The sequence below is a fragment of the Pseudochrobactrum mosebachae genome (genome assembly GCF_048914685.1).
Classification (GTDB): Bacteria; Pseudomonadota; Alphaproteobacteria; order Rhizobiales; family Rhizobiaceae; genus Pseudochrobactrum.
The window spans coordinates 2,466,326-2,492,582 of sequence record NZ_CP128408.1; the positions used below are offsets into that span (position 1 = coordinate 2,466,326).

General features: G+C 47.9%; 19 protein-coding genes, 1 tRNA gene and 1 riboswitch. Of the genes, 13 read left to right on the forward strand and 7 right to left on the reverse strand.

What is annotated here, in order from left to right:
- Positions 1-61 precede the first annotated feature (61 nt).
- A riboswitch (FMN riboswitch) is annotated at positions 62-219 on the reverse strand.
- A 1,015-nt stretch (positions 220-1,234) separates the two neighbouring features.
- From MP213Fo_RS11260 to MP213Fo_RS11270, 3 genes are all read left to right on the forward strand, one after another.
- A complete protein-coding gene (locus MP213Fo_RS11260; protein ID WP_421089098.1) occupies positions 1,235-1,387 on the forward strand; it encodes a hypothetical protein in 153 nt (50 codons plus the stop codon).
- 402 nt (positions 1,388-1,789) lie between these two features.
- On the forward strand, positions 1,790-2,383 hold the full coding sequence (locus tag MP213Fo_RS11265) for a hypothetical protein (protein ID WP_421089099.1): 594 nt from the start codon (positions 1,790-1,792) through the stop codon (positions 2,381-2,383).
- A gap of 581 nt (positions 2,384-2,964) precedes the next feature.
- Positions 2,965-3,693 carry a hypothetical protein gene (locus tag MP213Fo_RS11270; protein ID WP_421089100.1) on the forward strand — a complete coding sequence of 243 codons (729 nt, stop codon included), beginning with the start codon at positions 2,965-2,967 and terminating at the stop codon, positions 3,691-3,693.
- 525 nt (positions 3,694-4,218) lie between these two features.
- On the opposite strand, the gene MP213Fo_RS11275 is transcribed toward MP213Fo_RS11270, so the two are convergent.
- The gene (locus tag MP213Fo_RS11275; protein WP_421089101.1) at positions 4,219-5,181 is read right to left on the reverse strand and encodes a dihydrodipicolinate synthase family protein; all 963 of its coding nucleotides are present in this window, start codon (positions 5,179-5,181) and stop codon (positions 4,219-4,221) included.
- A gap of 204 nt (positions 5,182-5,385) precedes the next feature.
- Between MP213Fo_RS11275 and MP213Fo_RS11280 the strand changes: the two genes are divergently transcribed.
- The 5 genes from MP213Fo_RS11280 to MP213Fo_RS11300 all read left to right on the forward strand — a co-directional run bounded on the left by MP213Fo_RS11280 (position 5,386) and on the right by MP213Fo_RS11300 (position 9,589).
- Positions 5,386-6,132 carry a GntR family transcriptional regulator gene (locus MP213Fo_RS11280; protein ID WP_421089102.1) on the forward strand — a complete coding sequence of 249 codons (747 nt, stop codon included), beginning with the start codon at positions 5,386-5,388 and terminating at the stop codon, positions 6,130-6,132.
- A gap of 237 nt (positions 6,133-6,369) precedes the next feature.
- Positions 6,370-6,984 (forward strand): TRAP transporter small permease, encoded by a 615-nt coding sequence (locus MP213Fo_RS11285; RefSeq protein ID WP_421089103.1) that lies wholly within the window; start codon positions 6,370-6,372, stop codon positions 6,982-6,984.
- Complete coding sequence (locus tag MP213Fo_RS11290) at positions 6,984-8,246, forward strand: TRAP transporter large permease (RefSeq protein ID WP_421091119.1); 1,263 nt, start codon at positions 6,984-6,986, stop codon at positions 8,244-8,246. Before MP213Fo_RS11285 ends, MP213Fo_RS11290 begins: the two co-directional genes overlap by 1 nt.
- Before the next feature lie 30 nt (positions 8,247-8,276).
- Positions 8,277-9,272, forward strand: coding sequence for a TRAP transporter substrate-binding protein DctP (dctP, locus tag MP213Fo_RS11295; protein ID WP_421089104.1), 996 nt, complete (start codon positions 8,277-8,279; stop codon positions 9,270-9,272).
- A gap of 140 nt (positions 9,273-9,412) precedes the next feature.
- Positions 9,413-9,589 (forward strand): hypothetical protein, encoded by a 177-nt coding sequence (locus MP213Fo_RS11300; RefSeq protein WP_421089105.1) that lies wholly within the window; start codon positions 9,413-9,415, stop codon positions 9,587-9,589.
- Positions 9,590-9,824: 235 nt separating this feature from the next.
- Here the strand turns inward: MP213Fo_RS11300 and MP213Fo_RS11305 are convergent.
- Positions 9,825-9,899: transfer RNA gene (locus MP213Fo_RS11305), tRNA-Val, on the reverse strand.
- Positions 9,900-10,017: 118 nt separating this feature from the next.
- Positions 10,018-10,380: a cell cycle two-component system response regulator CpdR gene (cpdR, locus tag MP213Fo_RS11310; RefSeq protein ID WP_022709690.1), complete on the reverse strand. Its 363-nt coding sequence runs from the start codon at positions 10,378-10,380 to the stop codon at positions 10,018-10,020.
- A gap of 633 nt (positions 10,381-11,013) precedes the next feature.
- Between cpdR and MP213Fo_RS11315 the strand changes: the two genes are divergently transcribed.
- Positions 11,014-11,922, forward strand: coding sequence for an N-formylglutamate amidohydrolase (locus tag MP213Fo_RS11315; RefSeq protein WP_421089106.1), 909 nt, complete (start codon positions 11,014-11,016; stop codon positions 11,920-11,922).
- A 379-nt stretch (positions 11,923-12,301) separates the two neighbouring features.
- Positions 12,302-13,087, forward strand: a complete 786-nt coding sequence (hisN, locus tag MP213Fo_RS11320) for a histidinol-phosphatase (protein ID WP_421089107.1) — start codon at positions 12,302-12,304, stop codon at positions 13,085-13,087.
- A 47-nt stretch (positions 13,088-13,134) separates the two neighbouring features.
- Here hisN and MP213Fo_RS11325 read toward each other — a convergent pair whose 3' ends face one another.
- Positions 13,135-14,169: an alpha/beta fold hydrolase gene (locus tag MP213Fo_RS11325; protein WP_421089108.1), complete on the reverse strand. Its 1,035-nt coding sequence runs from the start codon at positions 14,167-14,169 to the stop codon at positions 13,135-13,137.
- A gap of 258 nt (positions 14,170-14,427) precedes the next feature.
- On the opposite strand from MP213Fo_RS11325, the gene MP213Fo_RS11330 reads away from it, so the two are divergent.
- On the forward strand, positions 14,428-14,919 hold the full coding sequence (locus MP213Fo_RS11330; protein ID WP_421089109.1) for an Hsp20 family protein: 492 nt from the start codon (positions 14,428-14,430) through the stop codon (positions 14,917-14,919).
- Positions 14,920-14,994: 75 nt separating this feature from the next.
- Here MP213Fo_RS11330 and MP213Fo_RS11335 read toward each other — a convergent pair whose 3' ends face one another.
- Complete coding sequence (locus MP213Fo_RS11335; RefSeq protein ID WP_421089110.1) at positions 14,995-16,047, reverse strand: threonine aldolase family protein; 1,053 nt, start codon at positions 16,045-16,047, stop codon at positions 14,995-14,997.
- Positions 16,048-16,904: 857 nt separating this feature from the next.
- Here MP213Fo_RS11335 and gltB point away from each other — a divergent pair.
- On the forward strand, positions 16,905-21,683 hold the full coding sequence (gene gltB / locus MP213Fo_RS11340; RefSeq protein WP_421089111.1) for a glutamate synthase large subunit: 4,779 nt from the start codon (positions 16,905-16,907) through the stop codon (positions 21,681-21,683).
- Positions 21,684-21,714: 31 nt separating this feature from the next.
- Positions 21,715-23,184 (forward strand): glutamate synthase subunit beta, encoded by a 1,470-nt coding sequence (locus MP213Fo_RS11345; protein WP_421089112.1) that lies wholly within the window; start codon positions 21,715-21,717, stop codon positions 23,182-23,184.
- A gap of 236 nt (positions 23,185-23,420) precedes the next feature.
- Here the strand turns inward: MP213Fo_RS11345 and MP213Fo_RS11350 are convergent, their stop codons facing one another.
- Positions 23,421-24,638 carry a DUF459 domain-containing protein gene (locus tag MP213Fo_RS11350; RefSeq protein WP_421089113.1) on the reverse strand — a complete coding sequence of 406 codons (1,218 nt, stop codon included), beginning with the start codon at positions 24,636-24,638 and terminating at the stop codon, positions 23,421-23,423.
- Between the two features lie 136 nt (positions 24,639-24,774).
- A complete protein-coding gene (locus tag MP213Fo_RS11355; RefSeq protein WP_421089114.1) occupies positions 24,775-26,022 on the reverse strand; it encodes a lytic murein transglycosylase in 1,248 nt (415 codons plus the stop codon).
- Positions 26,023-26,257 lie beyond the last annotated feature (235 nt).

A 26,257-nucleotide genomic window follows, 5' to 3' on the forward strand; every position in this document is an offset into this window, starting at 1 on the left:
TACGGGAAGAAAACCGCATGCCGGAGACAGCAAAAGCCGCCACACAGCAACGCCATTTCAGCCCCGTTCTCTCTCATCCGGACTATGACCGTCGGCTTCGGAATCACACCGAATCTGCTGACCCTGCCGGTCTCTTGTAAGACGTGACAGGCGCTCGCGGGCTTCGGGATATTACCCGTTACCGCCGGTGGGGACTTGCACCCCGCCCTGAGAACTGGATTAAAATTATTATGCAGGCAAATATGCAGTTTAAACCGCATATTTGCACCGCATAGCAAGAAGTTAGGTTACCGGCAGTGATAAATCAAGTCGCAGCCATATAAACACAGTGTTCTAATATCTGCGTGTGCGTTGTCTGCTAGAGCTGCGTATTGGTATTTTAACGGGTATATCCGGTGAAATTGAGGGAGTTAAAATGATAATTCTCGATCTGTGTTTAAGTATGTTTTTGGGTGTGAATTCACTTATTTACCGTTCAAAGCACATTTGAGTGGTTGAAAACTGTGCTTTAAAACACATAATAGCTGTGAGTTTGGTGGATATGCCAGCTTTATACGTCATTTCGGGCGAGTTTTTGGGTGGAAGTCTGTCATTTTATGGACGAACCATAGAGGCAGGGAGCTGCTCAGAATGTATTGCGATAAAATACAAAAACAAAATCACACAGAAGTCTTGGTTTTTGGGTGTTTTTGCTTTGCTAACCTTCGCGGTGATGATTTATTCTAATTGAGATCACGCAGATCACCGTGCCGTAGCAGGTGAGGTCGTGGCGACAGGTATGGCTGGCTGGCTGCAGACCAGTGCCGGCATAATCACGGTTTACGCCGTCACAGCGCTGGTTCTGACCTGATTTATCTTGTCTATCTCGGTATGCCCGGCGGCCAGTAGGAAGCAGCGTGTGCACTCGGCCTTGGCCTTTTCACAGCCATGCTTAAAGACTCGTTACTGGTATCGGTTATTGGTGTGTGGGTGCTGAGGTTTATGGCGCGTACGCAGCGGTTTTGAGGGTGATCATACGCTTTGGGACGGGTGCATTACCCCTAAGAATGAGCAGGATGAAAAACGTCTAGCAGCTATTTTCGTGCAGTTATGTACGAGTTGGTTGTCGATCTTAAAGATGTAAAAATTGAATAGGAAATGATTTGGCTCTACGGGCTATTCGCGCCATAAGATGCCACATATACTGTAGGCAGAAGATGGTGCGTGGACATGCAGTTCGTTTGGCGGGCATGGCATGAATACCACGGCAACTGGTGGCTCTGTTGTGGTGGAAGCCATAACCGGCGACAGTGATCGTATCCGGCTATTTGAACCTTATAGTCGGGCATGGAATGGTGGTTTTTTGGCTCCGTTGCTGCAGAGAGTGTGCATCGGTATTTGCGGCTGATGGATTCCTTTCAGGAAGGTTGCTATAAAGATGCCCATCGCCGTTTGCTATAAGGTAGTTTTGGTAGTATAATAATACTGCTAACCATCATGAAGATGACTTATCTGGGCAAAAACTTTCTAATTTTATGCAGAGTTATGTTCATAAAAATGCGAAATATTTAAATTTAGTGAGTAGTGTTAATATAGTTATTTATATTTATAAAAACTATTCTAATTATTATTTAAATTGTTTGTTTTTTAAGAAATTTTAATGGGGGGTACTATGGCAGAAAAAAGCACCGTTTTGAAAGGCTTAAATCACTCGAGGTTAAGGATTGGCTGCCAATGACTTTAAGGCAGTACGGATCGAGTGGTGAAACTTTTGTAGGTGGTAATAGGCTAAGAATTAGACGAGAAATGGATGCACTTAATAAACCCAAGAAACTGGAATATTTTTTCTGCTGGGCCCGATTTTAGAAGTTATTTGAGTGTAGAATCTCATCATAACTACTATCGACTAAATATAGCAGGCTATGGTGAACCACCAAGGTTTTCGGGTGCCCCTTCTAGGTCGGTTGAATTATGCGGCGTTGGTAAGGATTTGGAAGAATATGTGGAAGGCGTCCTGAAAATTAAGGGCATTTTTGAGGAGCGTCATGGAGTGGATATCCAAGGTTTACGGATGATAAGTAGCTACAGTGCAGACGGTGGAACCTCTTCTTTTGCCGCGCAAGTTGCCGGTCGTACAGGTCTGGTCGTCAAAGGATATGAAGGGGCAGTTACTAGAGCAATGGAGCCTTCAGAACTGGCTAGCTGGATAAGGGTTGTAAACAAAACAGAGGCATCTTTTGCAAATATAAGCGTAGCCTCGTCTATGGCAGGAATACGCCGCTATGACCGGTTTAATTCATCCACTAGCGCTTGGGAGCCTTTGAATAATTCAAGGAAGTTTGCGCGCGGCGTTAGAGGGGCGTTAGATGATGTTGTTGAACTGGATTACTTCGCCGCGCTTTGATGTTCTTCGTATATTTAACTGTGCAGTATGGTGTGACAACGAGATGTAATATGCAACATATTACTACTGAATTATTATTAATGAAAATGTTCGTGATGTTTTTTTGGTCTTATGCATTTATTAGCTGCTGAGCAGCAATTCTACAGCTCTATTTAGGGTTGTTATTGTGTTCGATCGTATGTTTTTAATTGTTTAAATTTACATATACTCATTTTTTACGATGAGTATATTTAAAAAATTCGTTATTGTTCGTGCTTGTAGGGATAAAGTCTAGTGATCCGTTATTTGTATCGGCGCTAAACATTGTTGATATTGTAACAGATGGATTACCTTCAGGAGGGCCGCTACAATGGCGTTCATCGCTGAGGGGAATCAAGCAGTTTCAGCAGCGCCGTGATACGGGGCAACCATCATGCAGATGACTTGTATTGGTAAATATATTGTAACTCTGATTCAGGGCGATGTTCATAAGAATGAGAAATATTTAAGTTTAGTGATTAGCGTGAATATAGTTGCTTTATATTTATAAGAATTATTATTTAAATTATTTGTTTTTTAAGAGATGTTAATAGGGGTTTGCTATGTCAGAGGAAAGTCTATTTATTGATGAGCTTAACTCGCTCGCGGGGGAGTGTTGGCTGCAAATAGCTTTTAAGAAGTACAGATTGAGTCGTGAATTTTTTGTAGGTGGTAATAGACTAAGAATTAGGCGGGGAATGGACGCATTTAATAAACCCAATAAACTGGGGTATTTTGCGGCTGCGCCCGATTTTAGAACTTATGTTAGTGTCGATTGGCATCATAACTACTATCGACTAAATATAGCAGGCTATGGTGAACCACCAATGTTTTCGGGTACTCGTTCTCGGTCGGTTGATTTATGCGGCGATTCTCTGGATTTGGATGAGTATGTGGAAGAGGTAGGGATACTTAAGGAGTTCATTGATACGCGTTATGGAGTGGATATCCGAGGTTTACGGATGATAAGTAGCTACAGTGCAGACGGTGGAACCTCTTCTTTTGCCGCGCAAGTTGCCGGCCGTACAGGTCTGGTCGTCAAAGGATATGAAGGGGCAGTTACTAGAGCAATGAAGCCTTCAGAACTGGCTAGCTGGGCGAGAGTTGTAGACGAAGATACATCTTTTGCAAATATAAGTGTAGCCTCGTCAATGGCAGGAATACGCCGTTATGACCGGTTTAATTCATCCACTAGGACTTGGGAGCCTTTGAATAATTCAAGAAAGTTTGGGCGTGGCGTTAGAGGGGCGTTAGATGATGTTGTTGAACTGGATTACTTCGCTGCGTTTTGATGTTCTTCGTATATTTCGCTGTGATGTATGGTGTGACTACGAGATGTAATCTGCAACATATCACTACTGAATTATTATTAATGAAAATGTTCGTGATATTTTTTGTGGCCTTATGCATTTATTAGCTGTTGAGTAGCAATTCTGCAGATCTATTTAGAGTTGTTATTGTGTTCGATCGTATATTTTTAATTGTTTAAGTTTACATATACTTCATTTTTTACGATGAGGATATTTAAGAAATTTGTTATTGTTCGTGCTTGTAGGGATAAAGTCTAATGATCCGTTATTTGTATCGGCGCTAAACATTATTGATGTTGTAACAGATGGATTACCTTCAGTAGGGCCGCTATAATAGCGCTCAGCTGTGATTAACAAGATCAACGAGCTGATGGGTATCGTGCGCACGACGTCTAATATTGTGATGGAAACCAAGTTTAACCGTGGCACCAATCTTTAAAATTGAATACATCTGAGAATGAAAAAGGCGGCTCTGAGCCGCCTTTTCTATGTTAAGTTATATCACTATTAAGCGGCATATTTGGCAACAACATTATCCTGCTTGATCCAGTTGGCATACCATGACTGGAACAGTTTCAGCTGTGCTTCACAATAGCCGCGCTGGCTGGCCGAGAGCTTGTCCGTGGCGTTGAAGTGCAACTCATATTCAGGGTAACCGATCATAACCATCATATGCTTGTAATAGAGCACCAGATCTGCGCCTTCATCAAAGGATGAGAGAACTGCCAGAGCATTTTCGAGCTCAAGTGCTTTAACGCGGGCTTCAACATCGCCTTTTGCAGCTGCTTTTGACAGTGCAACGAGCAGCTGGACTTCTTTTGGAAGAACGTTACCGATACCGGTAATCGAACCAACGGCGCCGCAATTGACAAAGCCGTGATAAACTGTGGTGTCAACGCCAACCATCAGAATAACATCATCATCCTGACTGGTGATGTTTTCGGCGGCATAGCGCATATCTGCAGCACCACCGAATTCTTTAAAGCCGATCAGGTTTTTGTGCTCCGAGCGCAGCTCAAAAAACAGATCAGCGCGGGTTGCAAAACCATAATACGGGCTGTTGTAGATCACGGCTTGCAGATCGGGTGCTGCCGAAAGAATGGCTTTGAAATGCGCTTTTTGCGCAGCGATTGATGAACCGCGCGAGATAATGCGCGGAATGACCATCAAGCCTTGTGCACCGACCTTCTGAGCGTGGGCAGCATGTGCTACGGCGGTGGCCGAGTTAACGGCGCCGGTACCCACAATCACAGGTACACCTGCTTTAACCAAAGCTTCAACGCCGGTCATGCGCTGCTCATCTGTCAAAAGCGGCCAATCTCCCATCGAGCCGCAATAAACAACGCCGGACATGCCTTGTGCCACCAGCTCTTTGCCCATGCGCACAAGCGCGTCAAAATCCGGTGTGCGATCGGCTTTACACGGAGTCATAAGAGCTGGAATGCAACCGGTAAAAATTTCTGAGATCATAGTATCCTCCTTGAATGCCCTGCAATTGGCTATTTTTATGCTACCCGCACTGCTGCGATTTATTTCAATATACACTATGTATTTTTGTTGTCGACATGTAATATGGATTTATATGCAAGCTAGATGCTAATCATCGATTGTAGGGTGCTACCTATTTTTGCTAGGTGAGGTATGCCCATATTGAGTTGTGACAAAGGACAGGCAATGAATCAGAAACAGGCAGCTCGGACAGTTGGCACCAAAAAAAGCTCAACTGACGATAAGAAAGCCTTGGGCGATCGTAAAAAAGGCTCCGGCGTCAAGCATGTTTATGATGTGCTACGAGACGAGATCATCAGTCTTTCCTTATCACCTGGCAGCCCGATGGACGAAAACCAGCTGGCTGAACGATTTGCTATGTCACGCACCCCGATACGCGAGGCGCTGGTACGGCTTGCAAGTGAGGGCTTGGTCACTACGCTGCCAAACCGTTCTACAGTAGTGTCCAACATCAATTTTCAGGATTTGCCTGCGTTTTTTGATGCTTTAACGCTGATGTATCGTGTTACGACGCGCCTTGCCGCGCGCCACCGCACCGCAGAAGATCTGTTATGTATCCGTGCGCATCAGGCTAAATTTACCCATGCCGTTGAAACCCAAAATGGCCTTGAAATGATTGCCACCAATCGCGATTTTCATGCGGCAATTGCCGATGCTGGGCGTAATCCCTACTATGCCAGCCTATTTGCCCGTCTGCTTGATGAAGGCCGCAGATTACTCAGAATTTACTATTCGTCTTATTCAGACCGGCTGCCAGAGCAATATGTTGCGGAGCACGAAGATATTATCCGTGCGATTGAAGAGCAGGATACGGATACTGCAGAGCGGCTGGGTAAAATCCATGCTGACCAGATTGTAAGCCAAATCCGCAAGCTGATTACCGAAGACCGGCGTGAACATATAGAGCTGTAATAACGCATTATATTTGCACGTTTTTTAGTGAAATATTGTTAGGTTCAGCCTCATTTGTAGCTGGCATTCGCTCCCGTTTTATTTTCATTAATTGATATATCAATGATGGCAGTGCCTGTTGTCAAGCGCATTGTCATGTCTGATGGTTCAACTAAACAAGCATAAAATGTTCTATTGACAGCGCCCCATTCTTGCATACTTAATATATACAAAAAGCATGCATGGGGAAAATGAAGCATGAAAAAACTCGACAAACCTGTAAAACAGGTTGAGTGGGCGGAGTGGATTACAGGGGCATCTCAGGCAGTTTTGAAGGTTGAGAAGTTTTTTGCCGGCATTTTTATCACGATTTTGCTGACACTGATTCTGGTCAATGTGGTAACGCGCTTTGCACGAATACCGATCTACTGGATTGATGAAGCGTCCATTTTTGCTATGGTATGGCTGGGTTTTATCGGCGCTTCAGTGATGATGCGGCTCAGAATTGATTTTGCAGTTACCTTGCTGTCAGACAATTTATCACCGAAATGGGTGGCACGGCTGCGGGCGCTGGCAACTTCAATCTCTCTGATTTTTGCGCTTGGTTTTGTGGTGATGTGCTGGACATGGATGGATCCGCTCGGCATTGCTTCCTATCAGTTTGATGCCAAAGCCTATGCGACCAGCTCATTCAACTTTCTCTATACTGAACGCACTCAAACGCTGGAATGGCCGAGCTGGATTGTTAATCTCATCCTGCCTATTTTTGCGCTGACTCTAACCATTCATTGTGCTGCCAATTTGCTTGAAGATTTAGGCATTGCCAGTAAACGCACGCAAAATTCGCTCACTTCAGCCGAAGGAGCTGTATGATGTTTACTTTCGGCGCATTTTTTATGCTGATGATGATCGGGTTACCGATCTCTGTCGTGCTGTGTATGACGGCTGCTGCTTATATCTGGCAGACCGATAATACGGTTTTGTTTCTGTCATTTCCGACCCAGATGTTCACAGGCCTCGATAGTTACGGCTTGATTGCTATTCCGCTTTTCATCCTTATCGGCGAGATCATGAATGGTGGCGGGATTACGCGGCGGATCATCAATATGGCGATGGCGTTTGTCGGTTCGCTTAAGGGCGGGCTGGCCTATGTCAATTTACTGGCCAATATGTTTGTGGCGTCTATTCTGGGCTCGGCAGCCGCACAGGTGGCGCTGATGTCGCAGATGGTTGTGCCGGAAATGGAGCGCAAAGGCTATGATAAGACCTTTGCTGCGGGGCTAACCGCCTATGCGGGGATGCTGGGGCCGATCATTCCGCCCTCAATCATGTTTGTGGTTTATAGCGTGATTGCGCAGGTGCCGGTTGGAACCATGCTGGCTGCCGGCATTATTCCGGGCATTATGCTCACCATTGCTTTTTGCGTGGTGATTGCGCTGATGGGCTATGTTTATAACTATCCCCGCGGCGATAAATTGCCGATGGGCGAGCGGGTCAAGATTACTTTAAAAGCGCTGCCGACCCTGATCATCCCGTTTATTATTGTTGGCTCTATTGTGACAGGTGTTGCTAACCCGACTGAAGCTGCGGCTATGGGCGTTGTGGCGGCAGTTTTTGTCGGCCGTTTTGTGACCGGAGATCTGAGTTTAAAACAACTACCGGCAATGTTTGTTAAGTCGGGCGTATTGTCGGCAGGTATTTTGTTTTTGATTGCGGCCGCTGCCGTTTTTTCATGGGTTCTTGTTTACGGTATGGTGCCGCAGCGTGTTGCCGAGTGGATTCAGACCATTGCCAAAGATCCAATCACATTCATGCTGCTGGTAAATGTGATCCTGCTGATTATTGGTACTGTGATTGACGGCGCTCCGGGACTGATCATGACCGTGCCAATCTTGCTGCCGATTGCAACAGAAGTTTATGGCATTGATCCGGTACATTTTGGCGTGGTTGCAGTGATCAATCTGGTGCTCGGCTTTTTATCGCCGCCGGTGGGGCTCAACTTCTTTATTGCGGCGGCGGTGACCGGTGCCAAGCCCGGAAAAATGTTTATCGTTACCCTGCCGTTTTTCTTTATCTGCTGCATCATTTTGGTGCTGCTATCAATCTTTCCTGTCCTCTCAACATATTTTGCATAACAAAAACCAACACATAATGGGGAACTCATCATGACTTTTACACGCCGTACATTTATGAAAACACTGACAGCAGGGGCTGCGTTAAGCGTTGCAGCGCCAGCGGTTTTGCGCGCGCAGCCAGCCAAGGTCTATCGTCTTGGTATTACGACCCCTCCGGGACATCCGTGGAATATTGCGGCTGAAGCTGTTGGCAAACGTTTGGCCGAAGAAACCAATGGACGTCTTTCCATTCAGGTTTTTCCTTCCAATCAGCTTGGTAATGAAGGCGCGATGTTGCAGCAGATGCAGTCTGGTGCACTTGATTTAGGTTGGATCATGACGGCTGAGCTTGGCTCACGTATTCCGCAGATTGCTGCGATTAATGCGCCATGGCTGGTTTCCAGCACTGCAGATGTAGCCAAGCTTGTGCGCCATCCTGTGGCAATGAAATTGCTGGATGTGCTGCCTGCAGAAACCGGGACTATTGGTCTTGGTTACGGCATTACCACTCTGCGTGTGGTGTTTACGGGCAAGGAAACCAATGGGATTGAAGATATTAAAGGCATGAAGCTGCGTATTAATACAACGCCGGCCTATCGTGATTTCTATCAGTTGCTGGGTGCTGCTCCGACACCAATTCCGACGCCGCAGGTTTTTGATGCAATGTCGAATGGTCAGGTAGACGGTCTGGAAGCGGATCTCGATCTTTCATGGAACCAGCGTTACGACAAAGTTGCAAAAACCATGCTGCGCATGAACGCAATCTTTATGCCTTGCGTGGCTCTGACTTCTGCACGGGTATGGAAAAATGTGCCGGAAGCAGACCGTGAGCTGATAACACGTCTGACCCGTGAGGAGCTGGATAAGCAGATTGATGCAGTGGTGGCTAAAGAAGCAACGCTTTTGCAAAATTTCAAAGAGGCTGGCATTAAGATTGTTGATGTTGATCTGAAAAACACCGACGAAATAATTGCCGCTTATGATGAGATCTGGTTGCCGAAAGCGCCAATTCTTAAAGAGCTGCGCGAGGCTGGTAAAGCTCTTTAATATATGAATGGTCTGGAGGAGTGAAACTCCTTCAGACCTTCGTTTATTAAGTATTCAAAGAATGGCGAGTATTTTTTTGGAGTTGTTTATTTTGTAAAAACATCATCAATTCAACCTGTTATTAAATTAAAGGTGATATGATGAAAAAAATTAATTTATTATTTTCTTGTTGTGTAGTTTTATTATCAAGTGCTGGATTTGCTCACGCACAAACATTGCCTCAAACTGATATTGAGCGTTGTGTGCTTATAAAAGGCGGCTATGAGTGCTGCACGCTTGATGGGAAAAATTGTCATCTCGTTCCGGATACTAAATAATTACTCCAGATCGAGTGAGATAGTATTAACCCCGCTTATGCGGGGTTTTTGTTTTTGTTTGTAATATTTTGTGGCTAAAATCGATAAATCAACCCGCTAAAAAGCCAAGAAACTGCCGGGAAAAAAGCAGGTAATGAATTCGGGTTTTGTGGAAAACATGCAATGTTTCACTTATATGAGGTGAACCAAATGATTTGTTTATACTATACAAGATATTGATTTTGTTGAGGCCGGATGGTGGGCGTAACAGGGATTGAACCTGTGACCCCTACAATGTCAATGTAGTGCTCTCCCGCTGAGCTATACGCCCATCCGTTGACGCGCATACACCATATTGGCTTGCGCGCGTCAATGCTGTTTTGAAAAATAGAGAGAAATATCTCTGTTTTCTTTGAAGATTTTTATCAAGTGCGACAGGCAGGCTGAGATCAGGCGGCCAGCAGCATTTTTTCGATCTCATTAACGAGATCACGCAGATGGAAAGGCTTGGAGAGAACCTTGGCTTCGCGCGGTGCATTCGAATCAGGATTAAGCGCAACAGCAGCAAAACCGGTGATGAACATCACTTTGAGATCGGGGTCGATTTCCGTCGCACGGCGCGCCAGTTCAATGCCATCCATTTCCGGCATAACAATATCAGTCAGCAGCAGTGAGAACGGCTCTTCACGAAGACGTTCATAGGCACTGGCGCCATTGTCAAAATGGGTCACATGATAACCGGCTTTTTCCAGTGCTTTCACCAGAAAACGGCGCATATCATTATCATCTTCAGCTAGCAGAATTCTTTTCATTGGTCCGTCCGAATATCTGTACGCTTTTAAATTTGGTTAATTACATTGTCTACTGCATGATATTACGGTGACAAAATGGCAATAAAAGCGATTCAATCTGATCCTATAAGACGCTGCTTTGGTAAACATCGGATGAATCATTTGTCTTTATATGAGCCGCTTTGGCATCAGCGCCGGACAGATTGATAATCTTGCAACAGTCTCGTAGTGTTTCAATATCATAATATATTAGAAGACATGCCGAAAAGTGCGATGCGGTTTTAGAAACGGGATGTGTTAAAAACACATCAATGGCGCATTTCCAATCCTTCAAACAAAACTGGAAATGCTCTAAAATTCATATATTGCAGATAATTAATTTGTCATCGGCCTTGTGAGAAAATAATTATAGAAAGCGGCAAAATTAGCTACCACCAATGATTTCTGATCGAAGCCCTGAAAACCGGCTTTGCTTTTGCTAATTATGGGTTAGGCTTGGCGATGTGCTGTAGCAGTGACAGACTGATGATTTATTATTAGGAAACCGCGCATTGCTGCTGAATTATTGTCCGTTTTATGAAACTGCGTTTAAATAAAAAGATAGAGCAATTTTTTGCTTCAATGAAAACTGAACTGATCTTGTGAAAGTGAACGATGAGCCTGCAACGGGATTTTCAGTCAGTTGCGCCTTATGAGGTTTGTGCTCCGGCACAGCAGCGCATTCCGTTTGTTTTTAATTCTCCGCATAGCGGCCGCTATTATCCGCCGGAGTTTCTCAATAGTTCACGCCTTAATTCGCACGATATCCGTCAGTCTGAAGATTGTTATGTGGATGAGCTGTTTGCAACAGCTGTGCTGCTCGGAGCGCCGCTTCTGCATGCCAATTTTCCACGTGCTTATCTTGATGTTAATCGTGAACCTTATGAGCTTGATCCGAAAATGTTTCTGGAGCCTGTACCGGCTTTTACCAATATTCGTTCCGCGCGCGTGGCTGGCGGGCTTGGGACAGTTGCGAAAATCGTTGGTGAAGGACAGGATATTTATAAGACCAAATTGCCGCTTGCCGAGGCTTTAGGGCGGATAGAAAGCTTATATAAGCCTTATCATAACCAGCTGGGCCAATTGCTGAGTGATACCAAAACGCAATTTGGATATGCGGTTTTGATTGATTGTCATTCAATGCCAAGTGGTTTGTATACTACGCAGGGTAATGCTTGTAACAGTGCGCTAGCGCGGCCTGACTTTATCATCGGGGATCGTTTTGGCCGTTCTTGTACAGATGCCTTATCATGGGCGGCCATCGAATTATTGCAAAATCTGGGCTATAATGTTGCTCATAATAAGCCTTATGCGGGCGGCTATATTACCGAGCATTACGGGCGTCCGCATCGTGATTATCACGCATTACAAATTGAAGTAAACCGCGCGCTTTATGTGGATGAGGGCAGTTTGATAAGGCTGCAGTCTTTCACTGCTTTGTGCCACGATCTTGCGCGATTTATGGCCGATCTGACTGCTTTGCCCGATTATGTTTTTATGCAGAACCGGCACGCTGCAGAATAAGTCCGGTTTTACCTTTTACAATAAATGCTCTGGATATCCGGCTGGCACTAAAGTAATCATTTCAGATAATTCAAGATAAAAAAAGACCGCGCCAGGCGCGGTCCAAAATCTAGGGAGGAAACGCCCTTGCGGGCGCAAATAGACATGTTGTCCGTTAACTATTTTATTCGGCACGCATGCAACGGTCAATTAAGAAACATGTGAAAATCCGGAATTTTATGAAAATTCTGTAATTTCTGAATGTATGATCAAATTAACCTATTGATATTTTTGATCAAAATTCTTGCTATTTAGATTTTAAAAGCAAGGCTTTGGTGAGAAATAGCATTGTATTTTCGTCTGAATGCTTAAATGTGACTATGAATGGGAGTAAAATTCGTTGGTGGACTCGTCGTTTTTGCAAGAAATAGCGCAAGCTGCAGCCGAACAAACTTTGCCGCGATTCCGGCAGAAAATTGATGTTGATAATAAGTACACGGTGGGTTTTGATCCGGTCACTGAAGCAGACCGTGAGGCTGAATTGGCCATACGGCGGGTTATCAATCAGCATTACCCTGAGCATGGTATATTAGGCGAAGAATTTGGCGGTGAAAAGCTCGACAGCAGCCATGTCTGGGTTATTGATCCGATCGACGGCACACGGGCTTTCATCTCCGGTTTGCCGGTATGGGGCACGCTTGTAGGCTTGATGGTGGACGGTGATGCGCGTATTGGCATGATGTCCCAGCCCTTTACCAAGGAGTTGTTTTATACAACCGGCGAGGGCGCATTCTGGAGTGGCCCTGAATATGCAGGCAATGGCGGACATGTGCCATTGAAAACCCGTCAACAGGCCTCATTGGCGGAAGCAACGATTTTCACCACATCGCCACACATGTTCAAGGGCAAAGAGCGCGAGGCCTTTGATCGCCTTGAGGGGCAGGTGCGGTTGTCACGCTATGGTGTGGATTGCTATGCCTATGCAATGCTGGCATCCGGCTTTGCCGATCTGGTGGTTGAGATCGGTTTGCAGCCATATGATGTGATGGGGCTTATTCCAATTATCGAACAGGCGGGCGGAGTGATTACGCAGGTCGATGGCGGACCAGCGGAAAAGGGCGGTTATATTGTTGCGGCAGCGTCTGCAAAACTCCATGAAGAAGCGCTGAACATATTAAATGCCTGATGAGTAAAAGCTACAGGCATGTGTTTTTAAACTGTGCCTGTAGCCAGTTATAGCTCGGTGTATTTTGGCTCGGTTAATTGTTCAACCGGCGCGGACCCCGGAATAAAAGCATCAAAACCCGCCCAGACCTGCTCGCGATAAAAGTCGCTTTCCTGCAGCAGCTCATGATAGGCGCCGTCGATCGTTATCAGCGAGGCACTGCGCAGGCTTTGGGCAAAATGAATAGCAGCCTTACCATCAACAACACGATCGGCACCGGCAACCATGATCAGGGTCGGGATTGAAAAACTGTCGAAAAATTGTGGCGTGTTGATGCTATAAATAGCTTTTAAAGTTTGCGCCAGCCACTGAAATGTAGGGCCTGCAATGCCAAGCTGCGGCTGAGCGCTGATGATTGCAGCATTACGGATATAGCGGCTTTGATCATGGGAAAGCGGGTTATGTCCAAAGCTTTCCGGTGCCAGCTGATGCGGTACTTTGGAGGCATAGCGGCTGCCTAAGCCGAGGCGTGACAAGATACTGGCCAGTGGTCTGAGCTGCTTATCGTGAAAAATACTGCGGGCAAGGCCGAGAAATGGCGAAATGAGCACCATGCGCCGGATACGTGATTGCAGCATTTGATGCGACCGCAGCGCAATCAGTGCACCGGTTGAATGTGCCAGAATATAAAAATCCGGCGGGCAATCCGGCAGAACAATGCTTTTAAGAAAAATCTCGAAATCATTCTGATAGTCGTCAAAGCTGCGCACATAACCGCGTTGCGCATCTTTTAAAATCCGGCACGAACCGCCCTGACCGCGCCAATCCATCGTCGCTACGCAAAAGCCGCGCCGGTTGAGATCGCTGATTGTCTCATAATATTTTTCAAAAGCCTCATTTCGGCCATGCAGCAAAATCACCGTGCCACGCGACGGCTGCGGATTGCTGGTACCGATATGCGTATTCTCAGGCTGCTTTTTTAATGGTGGGCAAATGGCATAACGGAGCTGAAAACCATCGTGTGATTGAAAGTAACCTGCCTGTAATCCTACCGGCGCATTGTTATTTTCAGTTTCAAAAAAGAGCGTGGGTTGTGTGGTCATATCAGGCATTTCGCTTATGCGGTTGTCGCTGAACAGGATAGCCATTCAGGCGAATTACATCATAGCTGATGATCGTGGCGGCTAGAAGACAAATTGTAAATGCGTGTATTGCCACTCTTGAAATCTGTTTTCTGCAATACCAGATCATTGTGGTAGCCGCCTGATAAGGGGCTGCATGAGTAACAGGAAAACTTGCCGATAATCGGGAGTATTTTCGTTTGATATTTAACGCAACGTCGCTCTGAAGGAGGGCATATTATGCGTCATTTTGATTTTTCTCCGTTATATCGTTCAACTGTTGGTTTTGACCGCTTGTTCACCATGCTGGACAGCCTCGGCCAGCCGGAAACTGCTCAGTCTTACCCGCCTTATAATATCGAGCGTACCGGCGAGAGTGCCTACCGGATTACGATGGCTGTTGCAGGTTTTGACCAGAACGAGATTGAAATTGAAGCTCATCGCAATCAGCTGAGCATTAAAGGCACGAAAACTGTAGACGAGAGTGAAAGTGATAAAGAATTTCTTTATCGCGGCATTGCCTCGCGGGCATTCGAGCGCCGCTTCCATTTGGCCGATCATGTTGAGATCGCCGGCGCAAGCCTGCAAAATGGCCTGCTGCACATTGATCTGAAACGTGAAATTCCTGAAGAGTTGAAGCCACGTAAAATCAATGTAACGGCAGTTGCCCATGATACTGCGAAAAGCATTGATACAAAAACCGTCGATGCAAAAGCGCTGACTGGTAAATAATTTTGCATGTAATGTAAAAGAAAAGGGCAGGAACTATCCTGCCCTTTTTGTTGTTCATATTTAATCCTGTTTCAATTACAGGACTTTAATCAGGTCGGTAAATTTATCGACTTCAGCCTCTGTGGTCGCAAAGCTGGTAACGAGACGGATAAAGGTTTCATCATCAGCAATCGGATCAGCGCTGTGCGGCGGGTTCCAGTCGTAAAATACTGCACCTGCTGCCAAGAGCTTATCGCTGTCAGACTTTTTCAAAATCGCAAAGATTTCATTGGCCTGCGGCTGCCAAGCCAGGTTCACCTTATCGGAAGCAGTAATTGCCTGCGCCAGTTTTGTGGTCATGGCATTGGCGTGGCGGGCAAGATCAAGCCACAGATCATCTTTTAAATAGGCATCAAACTGCGCGGCGATGAAACGGGTTTTGGAGAATAATTGTGCTGCGCGTTTGCGGATGAATGGCAGGTCTTTGGCCTGATCTGGGTTCATGAACACCAGAGCCTCGGCACACCAGCAGCCATTTTTGGTGCCGCCGAAAGATACAATATCTACGCCTTGTTTCCATGTCATTTCTGCAGGCGTTACACCCATAGTCACCAAAGCATTGGCAAAGCGTGCACCGTCAAGATGCAGCGGAAGACCATGTTCGCGGCAAATGGCAGAAATAGCGGCAATCTCTTCAAGGCTATGGATTGTGCCAATTTCTGTAGCCTGCGTGATGGTAACCGCCATCGGCTGACCGGCATGAATGAAGGCCGGATTAAAGCGCTTCAGCTCTTTGCGCAGATTGGCCGGATCCATCTTGCCCAAGGCGCCATCCACCGGATGCAGACGCGCGCCACCGGTAAAATATTCCGGTGCGCCGCACTCGTCTTCAATGACATGGGCTTCGCGATGACACAGCGATACACCGCCAGGGCGGTTGACACTGGCCAGTGCCAGTGAGTTTGCAGCGGTACCCGTGCCGACAAAATATACCGCAACTTCACGCTCAAATAATTCATTGAAGCGCTGTTCAACTTTCTTGTCGATTTCACTGGCGCCATAGGAGGCGGCAAAACCATCGGCATTGGCGCTGATATTGGCAGTAATATCGGGATGGGCACCGGCCCAGTTATCGGAAGCAAAATGCATGAAAGGCTCCGTATGCTGCTGTTATGCAAGAGGGTATTCGCTTGTATAGCGGTTTTTTCAATAGAGTTGAATGAAACTTATGATCAGATTGCGGATTGGATAAACCTGACGCAGCATGCGGATTTGAAGGGAAATACCGCAGCATGCGGATTTGAAGGAAAGCGCCGCAGCATGCGGATTGCATAAAAGTTGATGCGCAGATTGCCACAGATTGCCGAAAATTTGCCGAAAATTGGATGAGCGACAGTTAACTCTGTGTTCTAACTCTTTGTTTTTAAACAAGGGATATTTCGTGGCGCAATGAAATTACAAAATCATCGTAAAAAATAAAAGTTTACTGCTTGTGGAGCGCTAAATATTCTGTAATAAATTGATGTGGCAGCAATGCTGACCTATATGGCTCAATTTGTGGAGGCTGTTTCCGGCGAATTTGGTCTCAATATATGCTATGTTTTACCAGTGCGCGCTTTATCTGGCAGGTTGCCGTTTCGCCATTAGAGCGTTTTCATTTCTTAATGAAGCAGGAAAACCGCTTTATCTGTTTGCTTAAACGCAGTTTCGGACGGAAACCCGGTTCTCACTTTTCCTGAAACGGCTCTAGTTAAAACGCTTGCGTTCACAAACATGTATCAAACAGGTGCTTTACTAACAGAGGAGGCCGGCGATGTTTAATTCTGAAACTGAAGCAGTTCGTCTGCCATTCCTTGTTGTTTTGTGTCTGCGAACAGCCAGCATTTTCACAAGTTTATTTAACAATTTTGCTGCTTTCGGGCAGGTATTTATCCCGTCCGGAGGACGGGTTGGTGCCGCACGCCTGAACCGGCTCATGTCCCTCATCCGGGGCTAAGGAGGTTTCGATGTTGATCAAGTCGCATTCTGTTCGGGCTGTTCGGGCTATTCAGGCTCACAATTCCACAGAAACCGGCGGGAAAACCACAACATCGACTAAAACCACTGGTTCACAAAATCAGATTTTATATAATAAAGACCTGCCGCAAAAGCAGGGGCTTTATGATCCGCGTCATGAGCATGATGCCTGTGGCGTGGGCTTTATTGCACACATGAAAAATGTGCCGTCGCATCAGATTGTGCGCGATGGTTTGCAAATGCTGGAAAACCTGACCCATCGCGGTGCCGTGGGCGCAGATCCGCTGATGGGCGATGGCGCAGGTATTCTGGTACAGCTGCCGCATCGTTTTTACGCGCAAGAAATGGCAGCAACCGGGGTGGTGCTACCGGATGCCGGACATTACGCCGTAGGGCAAATCTTTATGCCACAAGATGCAAAGCTGCGTGCGCATCTTGAACAGGTTATTGCGGAAGTGATTGCCGCTGAAGGCCAGACATTACTGGGCTTTCGCTCTGTACCGGTTGATAATAGCTCACTCTCAAAGGCTGCAGAGATTGCAGCGACCGAGCCGGTGCACCGGCAGGTTTTTATCGGCCGCAATGCCAATATTGCCAGTGATGATGATTTTGAGCGCCGTCTTTTTGTGTTGCGCAAAGTTATTTCTAACCGGATTTTTCACGAAACGGCAGGCCGCGATAACGGTTTTTATATCGTGTCAATGTCTGCACGCACCGTGATTTACAAGGGTATGTTTCTCAGCCATCAGGTTGGCGCCTATTATCAGGATCTCACGGATCCGCGTTTTGAAAGCGCGATTGCGCTGGTGCATCAGCGCTTTTCTACCAATACATTTCCATCATGGAAACTCGCGCATCCTTATCGCATGGTAGCGCATAATGGCGAGATTAATACGCTGCGCGGTAATGTGAACTGGATGGCGGCACGGCAGGCCTCAGTTGATAGCGAGCTGTTCGGCAATGATATTTCCAAGCTGTGGCCAATCTCTTATGAAGGCCAGTCCGACACGGCCTGTTTTGACAATGCGCTCGAGTTTCTGGTGCAGGGCGGCTATCGTTTGAGCCATGCCATGATGATGCTGATCCCTGAGGCATGGGGCAATAATCAGCTGATGAGTGATGAGCGCAGGGCATTTTACGAATATCATGCGGCGCTGATGGAGCCATGGGACGGGCCGGCAGCGGTAGCTTTTACCGATGGCCGCCAGATTGGCGCAACACTGGATCGTAACGGTTTGCGACCGGCACGCTATCTGGTGACTGATGATGACCGGATTATTCTCGCTTCAGAAGCCGGTGTATTGCCGGTTGAAGAAAGCCGCATTGTTAAAAAATGGCGCTTGCAGCCGGGGCGTATGCTGCTGATTGATCTGGAGCAGGGGCGGATTATCAGTGATGATGAGCTGAAATCACAGATTGCGACAGCGCACCCCTATCGCCAATGGCTGAGCAATACGCAGCTGGTGCTGGAAGATCTGGCGCCGGTGGAGCCGCGCGCGCTGCGCCGCGATGTCAGCCTGACAGAGCGGCAGCGCAGTTTCGGGTATACACAGGAAGATACCAAGCTGCTGATGGCGCCAATGGCGACCACGGGTCAGGAGGCTGTTGGTTCCATGGGTACAGATACGCCGATCTCGGCGCTCTCGGATAAGGCAAAGCTGCTTTATACCTATTTCAAGCAGAATTTTGCACAGGTGACCAATCCGCCGATTGATCCGATCCGTGAAGAGCTGGTGATGAGCCTTGTGTCTTTCATCGGCCCGCGTCCGAATATTTTTGATCTCATCGGCAGTTCCCGCCGCAAAAGGCTGGAAGTGCGCCAGCCCATTCTGACCAATGCTGATTTGGAAAAAATCCGCTCGATCGGCCATTCGGAAGACCGGTTTGATACCAAAACACTCGATATGACCTATCCTGTGAGTGAGGGCGCATACGGTATGGATGGCAGTTTGGCGCGGCTATGTGACCGTGCCGAAGCTGCGGTTCATGGCGGTTATAATATTATCATCCTGTCTGACCGGCAGGTGGGGGCAGATCGCATTGCTATTCCGGCATTGCTGGCAACCGCAGCCGTGCATCATCATCTGATCCGCAAGGGCTTGCGTACCTCTGTGGGACTGGTGGTTGAAAGTGGTGAGCCGCGCGAGGTGCATCACTTCTGCTGTCTTGCCGGTTATGGCGCCGAGGCGATCAATCCTTATCTGGCTTTTGATACGCTGACCGATATGCATCAGCGGGGCGAGTTTCCGCCGGAAGTTGATGGCGGTGAAGTTGTCAGCCGCTATATCAAATCACTCGGCAAAGGCATGCTCAAAGTGATGTCAAAAATGGGCATCTCTACCTATCAGTCTTATTGCGGTGCGCAGATTTTTGATGCGGTCGGTTTGAAACAGGAATTTGTCGACCGGTTCTTTTTCGGCACCGCTTCGATGATTGAAGGTGTGGGACTGAGCGAGGTGGCACAGGAAACTGTGCTGCGCCACAATGCAGCCTTTGTGCGCGAGATCGGCGGTGGTCATGCCTTGCATGTTGGCGGTGAATACGCTTATCGTATCCGTGGTGAGGCGCATATATGGTCGCCGGATGCGGTGGCAAAATTGCAGCATGCGGTGCGCAACAATAATCCGAAGAGTTTCGCTGAATATTCCGAGATGCTCAACAGCCGTTCGGCGGCGGCCAAAACTATCCGCTCGCTGTTTCATCTCAGGCGTGCGGGTGAACGAGGACAGAAGCCGGTGGAGCTGGAGCAGGTTGAACCGGCGGCAGACATTGTGAAGCGTTTCTCAACCGGTGCAATGTCATTTGGTTCAATCTCGCGAGAAGCACATACAACATTAGCCGTTGCTATGAACCGCATGGGTGCAAAGTCCAATACCGGCGAGGGTGGGGAAGAGCCTGATCGTTTGTATCCGCTGCGCGATGGTTCACCTAACCCGCAACGCTCAAGCATCAAGCAGGTGGCATCCGGACGCTTTGGCGTGACAACCGAGTTTCTGGTTAATGCCGATATGATCCAGATCAAGGTTGCACAAGGCGCCAAGCCCGGCGAGGGAGGGCAGCTGCCGGGGCATAAAGTGGATGCGACCATTGCCAAAACCCGCCATTCCACTCCGCGTGTCGGGTTGATTTCACCTCCGCCACATCATGATATTTATTCAATCGAAGATTTGGCGCAGCTGATCTTTGACCTGAAAAATGTCAATCCTGAAGCGGATATTTCAGTGAAGCTGGTGTCTGAGGTTGGCGTTGGTACGGTTGCAGCCGGTGTTGCCAAGGCGCGTGCCGATCATATTACTATTTCCGGTTATGATGGCGGAACCGGTGCCTCGCCGCTGACCTCTTTAAAAAATGCCGGTAGCCCTTGGGAAACCGGTCTGGCAGAAACCCAGCAAACACTGGTGCTCAACGGGCTGCGCTCGCGCATTGCCTTGCAGGTTGATGGTGGCTTGCGAACAGGGCGCGATGTGATTGTGGGCGCTTTGCTCGGTGCGGATGAGTTCGGCTTTTCAACTGCGCCGTTGATTGCTGCCGGTTGTATTATGATGCGCAAATGTCATCTCAATACTTGCCCTGTGGGCGTGGCAACGCAGGATCCGGTATTGCGACAGCGTTTCAAGGGTACACCTGAACATATTATCAATTTCTTCTTCTATCTGGCGGAAGAGGTGCGGGTATTGCTGGCTGAACTGGGCTTTACCCGTTTAGAGCAGATTATCGGTCGTTCTGACTTGTTAGAAAAACAGGCCGCAATCAACCATTGGAAAGCGCAGGGGCTGGATTTCAGCCGAATTTTCCACCGGCCTCAGACAAGCGCTTTGGGTGATGATACTCAGCAAAAACATACACAGCGCCAGCAGCATCCGATTGATGATGTGCCGGATCGTGGATTGATTGCAGAGGCTGCTCCGGCGCTGCAAAATCGTGAAAAAGTGCGGCTTACCCACGCCATAAAAAATACTGATCGCTCTGTGGGTGCAATGCTTTCCGGAGCGCTGGTTAAAATATATCGCCATAAGGGTCTGCCGGATGACACAATTAATGTGCGCTTTAATGGTACTGCGGGGCAGTCTTTTGCCGCATTTTTGGCGCGTGGGATCAGCTTTGAACTTTATGGTGAAGGCAATGATTATATCGGTAAAGGCTTGAGCGGCGGCCGGATTATTATCCGCCCGAATGAAGACAGCCGGATTAAAGCACATGAGGCAATCATTGCCGGAAACACTGTTCTTTACGGTGCGATTGAAGGCGAATGCTATATTCGCGGACAGGCGGGCGAGCGTTTTGCTGTGCGCAATTCCGGTGCCGTTGCGGTTGTTGAAGGTGTAGGCGACCACGGCTGTGAATATATGACCGGCGGTGTTGTGGTGGTGATCGGTGAAACGGGACGCAATTTTGCGGCCGGCATGTCGGGTGGTGTTGCCTATGTGCTGGATGAGGCCGGTGATTTTGCACAGCGCTGTAATCTGGCGATGGTGGAGCTGGAGCCGGTCCCTGAAGAAGACGATATTCTCGAGCGCCTCAGTCATCAGGGCGGCGACATGATGCATAAAGGCCGCGTTGATGTTTCAGGTAATATGACCCGCCATGATGAGGAGCGATTGGTACAGCTTCTGACCAATCATCATCATTATACCGGTTCCGAGCAAGCGCGCATGATCCTTGATAACTGGGAACAGTATCGTCCGAAATTTGTGAAAATCATGCCGGTCGAATATCGCCGCGCTTTGGAAGAGATGGAGCATCTGCGCACACAAACTGCAGCAGAATAATAGTCTCTCCGCAAAAATATGGATATTTTATATGGGTAAAGTTACAGGTTTTCTGGAGAACGACCGGCAGGTTGCACAATATCAGCCGGCATCCGATCGCATCAGGCATTTTCGTGAATTCACCTTGCCGATCAGTGAAACAGAAGTACAAAAACAGGCTGCGCGCTGTATGGATTGCGGGGTGCCATTTTGCCATGGCGATAAGGCCGGTGATACTGGTTGCCCGGTGAATAATCAGATACCAGACTGGAATGATCTGGTTTATGCAGGGCAATGGAAAGAGGCGATTGCTAATCTGCACTCTACCAATAATTTTCCCGAGTTTACGGGGCGGATTTGCCCGGCACCTTGCGAGGAATCCTGCACGCTTAATCTGGAAGATGTGCCGGTAGCGATTAAAACTGTTGAACAGGCTTTGGCTGATAAAGCCTTTGAACTGGGATTAATAGCACCGCAGCGGGCTGAAATTAAAACCGGCAAGCGCGTTGCCATTATCGGCTCGGGTCCGGCAGGACTTGCGGCAGCACAGCAGCTGGCTCGTGCCGGGCACGGTGTTGATGTTTATGAACGTGAAAGCCGCGCTGGCGGTTTGTTGCGCTATGGTATTCCTGATTTTAAAATGGAAAAACATCTGATTGATCGCCGTATTGCGCAAATGGAAGGTGAAGGGGCTCGTTTCCATTATGGCATTGAGATCGGTAAGGATATTGCGGTCAAGCAACTGACAGATCAATATGATGCTGTGTTGTATTGCGGGGGGGCAGAGACACCGCGTGATCCTGCTTTGCCCGGTTCCAACCTGCAAGGTGTTTATGATGCAATGCCGTATCTGGTACAGCAAAACCGCCGTGTTGCAGGTGAATATGAGCAGTCGCGCGCCTGGGCATTGGCTGATAGTCTTTCAGCCGCTGGCAAGCGCGTTGTGGTGGTTGGCGGAGGTGATACCGCTTCTGACTGTGTGGGCACAGCCTTTCGTCAAGGAGCGGTGCAAGTTACACAATTGGATATTCGCCCTGAACCGCCATTACATGAAGATAAGCTTAGCGTGTGGCCTTATTGGGCAACGAAAATCCGTATTTCATCCTCTCAGGCTGAGGGAGCGATACGCGAATTTCAGGTTGCAACCCTTGGTTTTGGTGGCGAAGACGGCAGGCTGACCCATGTAATGTGCTGTGCTGTTGATGAAAAGCGCAAGCCTGTCGCCGGATCAGAATTTATCCTGCAGGCCGATCTGGCGTTTATTGCCCTTGGCTTTAGCGGACCTGCCAAAGAGGGCGTTTTGTCAGAGCTGGGTGAAAGGCTCAAGCTGAAAACCGATATGCGTGGTGGTGTGAGCGTAATGGCCAATGAAACGGATTATTGCACATCTGTGCCTAAGTTGTTTGCTGCCGGTGATGTGCGGCGCGGGCAATCATTGGTGGTTTGGGCCATTCGTGAGGGCAGGCAGGCCGCACGTGCTATTGACTTGCAATTAATGGGAGCAAGCCTGTTGCCGGCTTAGAGCATTTCACTATCAAGTTGATAGGTATGACAATGCGAAAACCCTAAAACCTAGAGCGAGCGCTGCGATCCAAACTGATCGTTATTCGCTCTAGAGCGGTTTACGTTTAAATTGGATCATGTAATCCGCTCTAAGTTATTGTTTTTACGCATTATCGTGGCCGCCCAATGATTCCATTGGACTACGAAATGCTCTAGCGTAATTTCAGGTTTCAGAAATGGTTGCCGCAGGCCTTGTTAAGGTCTTGGCCAGCGAAAATCATCTGCACGACCGTATGGGATTGGCTGGTTACCGGTGCGGATGGGTGCCGGTTTCGCTGCGGTTGCGGTGTCGCCGAGCAGAATCTCATCTGAGGACTGATCCAGATCGCTTAGTTTCATCGGGCCGATGCGTGTGATTTCTTTATGGACGGGAACAGCCATCGGCTCGTTGCTTTTGGCATCAAGGGTGGATTCCGGTACCTCAGGTGAGGACAGTTTGAGTATTTGCCGCAAAGGCTTTTCGGCATAAAATGCCAGCTTACGCTTACCCGCAGCGGTAATTGTAATGCCATCATTGCCACGCAAACGCACTGTCTGGCCGTTCACATCAACACCGGTTTGCGTGAACGCACCTTTATCATCCACAAAGCCATCCCAAACATCGACAAAGCTTGCATTGGGTATCGTGCTATCCGGCATGAAACCGGATTTTTCAGCGGCTGATTTATAAATGGCATTCAATGACAGCATTGTTTGTGTCAGGACAGATGATTGATAGGGCGGTTGTCCCATCCACACCACAGGTATGCCGGATTTGGCAGTGACAGCTAAAAAACCATCAATGCGTGTTTGATAAAGTGTCTTCCACTCGGCAGTGTCAGGGGCAATATTCGTGCTTTTTTGTGACAGAGACTGGCGATCATTGGCACCGATCATGATCACAATTGCAGCCGGTTTTTGCTCGGCTAATATGGCCGGAAGCTCTTTGCTCCAACTATAATAATCCTGACGCACAAAGCCCGACGAGCCGTTGGTACGGTTCACAATCTGCAAGTCGGGCATTTGTGCAAAAGTTTCATTCAGCCCGTCTGCAACCCCGCTGGCAATAAAATCACCAATGACCAGCACCGTTTTGGCATTGGCATTCTTGGGCAAAATCTCAGGCTGGGCTGGCTGTGCAGGTGTAACGACAGAGGGGCCTGCAGCGGGTTTTGGTTTACTAATAACCGGCTTTTTCTTCACAGGCACATTTTTGCGCTGCGCAGGTTGCTGCATGCGTGGCTGAACAGTTTCGGGTTGTCTGCGCCGGTCTGAATCACCAAACAACATGTCAAACAAGGTGCGGCGCTTGGGTGGTTGCTGATTTTGCTGGGCGATTTGCGCTTGTGCCATTTGTGCTTGCGCCATGGCTGGCGCTGTCAATTGAATATTCAATATCAGGAGCAGGCTGCCTGCAATGATCAGACCTGACAAAAGACCTGCCTGCGACCCGTATAAAACTTTGGATTTGAGGAGGGGCTGATGTTGAGGCTTCATAGGCTCTGCACACTTATCCGCATCATGCATAAGAAAGATCAGGCCGGATGATCCGGCCTGATTGTTTTAAATTTTAACGACGACGCAGAACGCCCAGCACTTCTTTGCTCGGATGCCCGTCAGATTGCAGGCCGTTACGTTGCTGAAAAGCTTCAATCGCTTTGCGTGATGATGAGCCGATTTTACCATCAATCTTGCCGTCATAATAACCAAGTGCGCGCAAATGGCCTTGCAGCTCTTCACGTTCTTTCATGGAAATCGGCGTGAAAGGACGGTTCCAGTCGCGCACTAGTCCGCTATAGCCTGCAATACGATCAGCCAGCATGCCAACGCCTAATGCATATGTATCGGCATTATTATAGCGCTTGATAACAAAGAAGTTTTTGGTCATCAGAAACACAGGGCCGTTACGGCCATCCATCACTTTAAGTGTGGCTTTTTCACTATCGCTCGGGAATGCACGGCCATTGGCGCGTACCAGACCCAGACGACGCCATTCGCCAATGCTGAGTGACCCGGAAGGGAATTTTCCGGATGCCGGAAGTACCACTTCATAGCCCCATGTGCGTCCTGGCTCCCAGCCGTTTTTACGCAGCAAATTGGCGGCAGTTGCCAGCGCATCCGGAACAGAGTTCCAGATGTCGCGTTTGCCATTGCCATCAAAATCAACGGCATAGGCCTGATAGCTGGTCGGGATAAACTGGGTGTGTCCCATAGCGCCCGCCCATGAACCACTTAAATGGCTACGGTCGATATCACCAGTCTGCAGAATTTTCATTGCAGCAATCAGCTGGTTGCGTGCATATTTGGCACGGCGCTGATCAGCATAAGCTAATGTTGCCAGCGAGCGGATGGCATCGCGCATGACATCAGGACGCTTCATCATTTCGCCGTAGCCGGTTTCCATTGACCAGATTGCGAGCAGAATATTACGATCGACGCCATATTGTTTTTCAATGGCAGTCAGCGCTTTACCCCATTTTTTAGCCATTACCTGACCGGTGCCAATGGAATGCTCATTGACACGATTATCAATATAATCCCAGACAGGGGTGGTAAATTCAGGCTGAAAACGGGCTTTTTGCAGAACTTCAGGGTCGATCTCATTCACGCCGGCAAAGGCGCGGTCAAAGGTGCTAGGCGCAATGCCGTTTTGCATGGCGACAGGACGAAAGCCCGATACCCATTTGCGAAATTGTGCATCGGCATGCGCATAACCGGTTGATAAGACCAGCGATAAAGCAATGGCAGACACTGTAGTTGCAGTACCCTTGAACACGCGGCTCCAAAGGGTATTGTTAAGAATATGGGTTCGAAGCATGCTTTTCTCCCTGCATATGCAAAATCAAATTCAAGCTATTATGCCCTACGGAAGTTAGTATTTAGTTTACCATGCAGGAGCTGTGTGCAGAACCAGAAAAATCAGCGTGTCTGTTTGTGTTGCGCATTTAATAGTAGGAATTGCTAATAATCTAAAATACGGAGTGGAAATGAACCCTGTATGAATTAAAAACGCGCAATATTTTTAATGCGCTCAAATATGGTAATATTTGCAC